The organism is Shigella sp. FC1967 (assembly GCF_001743005.1).
In the GTDB taxonomy this organism is placed as follows: Bacteria; Pseudomonadota; Gammaproteobacteria; order Enterobacterales; family Enterobacteriaceae; genus Proteus.
Genome location: NZ_MIIZ01000796.1, coordinates 1 through 3,182, shown reverse-complemented (window position 1 = coordinate 3,182; position 3,182 = coordinate 1). Strand labels below are relative to the sequence as shown.

Genomic DNA, 3,182 nt, shown 5'->3' with positions numbered 1-3,182 from the left:
CACCCAATCGCGATGGACGACGGTTTACGTTTCGCTATCCGTGAAGGTGGCCGTACAGTAGGTGCGGGCGTTGTTGCTAAAGTAATTTTAGGTTAATTACTCGCGTAATTCTCCTAGAGAAGGGCATCATTAGATGCCCTTTTTTGTATCTGAAAATGAGGTATTTTAAATTTCAATAAAATATTAATGCCTTTCTTGCTTCACCATCCTCGATGATATAAATACACTTAAGTTAAACAAATAGAAATTGAAATCATAATAATTATCATTTACTATCCTTTTCGTGAGTAGTTAATGAGGTTGTTATTATGTACGTATGTCTTTGCCACGGAGTGAGTGATAAAAAAATTATCTCGACAGTCCATAAACATCAAATCCACACTATTAATGAATTACGTAAGATCTTACCTGTTGGAAGTTGTTGTGGTAAGTGTGTACGTCAAGCTCGTCAACTTATCGAAAATGAGCAAGTTGCTCTTCATCCTCAAATTTCTGAAGTTGCATAACAAATTTTAAATTTCCTTTCTCTCCTCTTTGTATAAAAGGTCTACACTAAAAAAGACTGGAAGCAAAGGAGCATAAAAAATGAAAGGTGATAAAAAAAATGATAGCCCACCTTAATAAGTTATTAGGTGGTGAGCTTGTTGCAATTAATCAGTATTTCCTACATGCCCGAATGTTCAAGAATTGGGGGCTTACACGCCTCAATGAAATGGAATATCATGAATCCATAGATGAAATGAAACACGCTGATAAATATATCGAGCGTATTTTGTTCCTTGAAGGCATTCCTAACTTACAAGATTTAGGTAAATTAAACATCGGCGAAGATGTTGAAGAAATGCTACGTTCTGATTTGGAATTGGAATTAGGCGGTGCCAAAGATTTACGTGAAGCCATTGCCTACGCTGATTCAATTCATGACTATGTTAGTCGTGATCTTATGTTAGAAATTCTAACCGATGAAGAAGGGCATATTGATTGGATTGAAACCCAACTTGAACTTATTGAACGAATGGGAATTCAAAACTATCTACAAGCGCAAATGATTGAAGAGTAATCCATCAATTTTAGTGGATTGTTAGACTGTTTTTAAAGCAAAGGTGATGAAGAACGCCTTTGCTTTCTTTATTTTTGAAAAGATAAAATGAATTTTTATCGCTGATTTTTTATTCTTGGCTTGATTTCATCATTCAGGCAAGTATAATGCGCAGGCTCACTGATTTAGTGAGGCTGATTTATCAGCTAATGCAGATTTTTTTATTGCATTAATATAATACTCCCGATTGGGGAGTTATATGCAGAACGATTACACTCTCTCATCAATCGAAATGGGTACGAGTAGTAATCATTTACGTTTATAAAAAATAGTTGGAGCTCTGGTCTCATGCAGAACCAAAGAATCCGTATCCGCCTGAAAGCTTTTGATCATCGTCTGATTGATCAATCAACTGCGGAAATCGTAGAGACTGCTAAGCGCACTGGTGCGCAAGTTCGTGGTCCAATCCCACTGCCGACTCGCAAAGAGCGTTTCACAGTGTTGATTTCTCCGCACGTTAATAAAGATGCGCGTGATCAGTATGAAATTCGCACTCACAAACGTCTGGTTGACATCGTTGAGCCAACCGAGAAAACCGTTGATGCTCTGATGCGTCTGGATCTGGCTGCCGGCGTAGACGTGCAGATCAGCCTAGGTTAATCAGGTCATCAAGCGATTGAGAGGTTGAAACAATGATTGGTTTAGTCGGTAAGAAAGTAGGAATGACTCGTATCTTCACTGAAGATGGCGTTTCAATCCCTGTAACCGTTATCGAAATTGAAAACAACCGTGTTACTCAGGTCAGAGATCTGGAGAAAGACGGTTATCGTGCCATTCAGGTGACTACTGGTAGCAAAAAAGCTAACCGTGTACTGAAACCTGAAGCAGGTCATTTTGCTAAAGCTGGTGTTGAAGCTGGCCGCTTACTACGTGAATTCCGTCTGAATGAAGGCGAAGAATATACTGTAGGTCAAAGCATTAGCGTAGAAATTTTCGCTGACGTTAAAAAAGTCGACGTTACTGGAACATCTAAAGGTAAAGGTTTTGCTGGTACTGTAAAGCGCTGGAATTTCCGTACTCAAGATGCTACCCACGGTAACTCCTTGTCTCACCGTGTTCCGGGTTCTATCGGTCAGAACCAGACTCCGGGTAAGGTGTTCAAAGGCAAGAAAATGGCAGGTCAACTGGGTAACGAACAAGTTACCGTTCAGAGCCTGGAAGTAGTACGTGTTGACGCTGAGCGCAACCTGCTGCTGGTCAAAGGTGCTGTCCCAGGTGCAACTGGCAGTGACCTGATCGTTAAACCAGCTGTCAAGGCGTAACGTCGAGGAGATAGGAATGGAATTGGTAATGAAAGACGCGCAAGGCGCGCTGACTGTTTCCGAAACTACCTTCGGGCGTGACTTTAACGAAGCGCTTGTGCATCAAGTAGTCGTTGCATACGCTGCTGGTGCTCGTCAAGGTACTCGTGCTCAGAAAACCCGTGCTGAAGTTTCTGGTTCAGGCAAAAAGCCTTGGAGACAGAAAGGTACTGGTCGTGCACGTTCAGGTTCAATCAAGAGCCCAATTTGGCGCTCTGGTGGTGTTAGCTTCGCGGCTAAACCACAGGACCACAGTCAAAAAGTAAACAAAAAGATGTACCGTGGTGCTCTGAAGAGCATTCTGTCTGAACTGGTACGTCAAGATCGTCTGATCGTCGTAGAGAAGTTCTCTGTTGAAGCGCCTAAAACTAAACTTTTAGCACAGAAACTGAAAGATATGGCTCTGGAAGATGTTCTGATCATTACTGCTGATGTAGATGAGAATCTGTATTTAGCAGCACGCAACTTATATAAAGTTGACGTACGTGATGCAGCAACAATCGACCCTGTTAGCTTAATCGCCTTCGACAAAGTCGTCATGACTGCTGACGCTGTGAAGCAAGTTGAGGAGATGCTGGCATGATCCGTGAAGAACGTCTGCTGAAAGTACTGCGCGCGCGCATGTATCTGAAAAAGCTTCTATCGCGATGGAAAAATCAAATACCATCGTTCTCAAAGTTGCTAAAGACGCGACCAAAGCAGAGATTAAAGCAGCTGTACAAAAACTGTTTGAAGTCGAAGTTGAAAGTGTTAACACTCTGCTGATGAAAGGCAAAGTGAAA

At 41.7% G+C, this 3,182-nt stretch carries 5 protein-coding genes and 2 pseudogenes; all 7 read left to right on the top strand.

Translation table 11 applies throughout. From position 1 onward, the window contains the following. On the top strand, positions 1-96 hold a 96-nt coding region (locus BHE89_RS13180; RefSeq protein WP_074454091.1), incomplete at its 5' end, for an EF-Tu C-terminal domain-related protein. A gap of 212 nt (positions 97-308) precedes the next feature. After that, entirely contained in the window at positions 309-506 is a 198-nt protein-coding gene (bfd, locus tag BHE89_RS13175; protein ID WP_069368785.1) for a bacterioferritin-associated ferredoxin, read from the top strand. A gap of 79 nt (positions 507-585) precedes the next feature. Continuing rightward, positions 586-1,060, top strand: a pseudogene (gene bfr / locus BHE89_RS13170) (bacterioferritin). A 327-nt stretch (positions 1,061-1,387) separates the two neighbouring features. Continuing rightward, positions 1,388-1,699 (top strand): 30S ribosomal protein S10, encoded by a 312-nt coding sequence (gene rpsJ / locus BHE89_RS13165; RefSeq protein WP_001181005.1) that lies wholly within the window; start codon positions 1,388-1,390, stop codon positions 1,697-1,699. A 32-nt stretch (positions 1,700-1,731) separates the two neighbouring features. Beyond that, positions 1,732-2,361 (top strand): 50S ribosomal protein L3, encoded by a 630-nt coding sequence (rplC, locus tag BHE89_RS13160; protein WP_023583465.1) that lies wholly within the window; start codon positions 1,732-1,734, stop codon positions 2,359-2,361. A gap of 16 nt (positions 2,362-2,377) precedes the next feature. After that, positions 2,378-2,983 (top strand): 50S ribosomal protein L4, encoded by a 606-nt coding sequence (rplD, locus tag BHE89_RS13155; RefSeq protein ID WP_023583466.1) that lies wholly within the window; start codon positions 2,378-2,380, stop codon positions 2,981-2,983. Then, a pseudogene (rplW, locus tag BHE89_RS13150) lies at positions 2,980-3,182 on the top strand (50S ribosomal protein L23); the annotation flags it as partial. The gene rplD and the pseudogene rplW, both read left to right, overlap by 4 nt.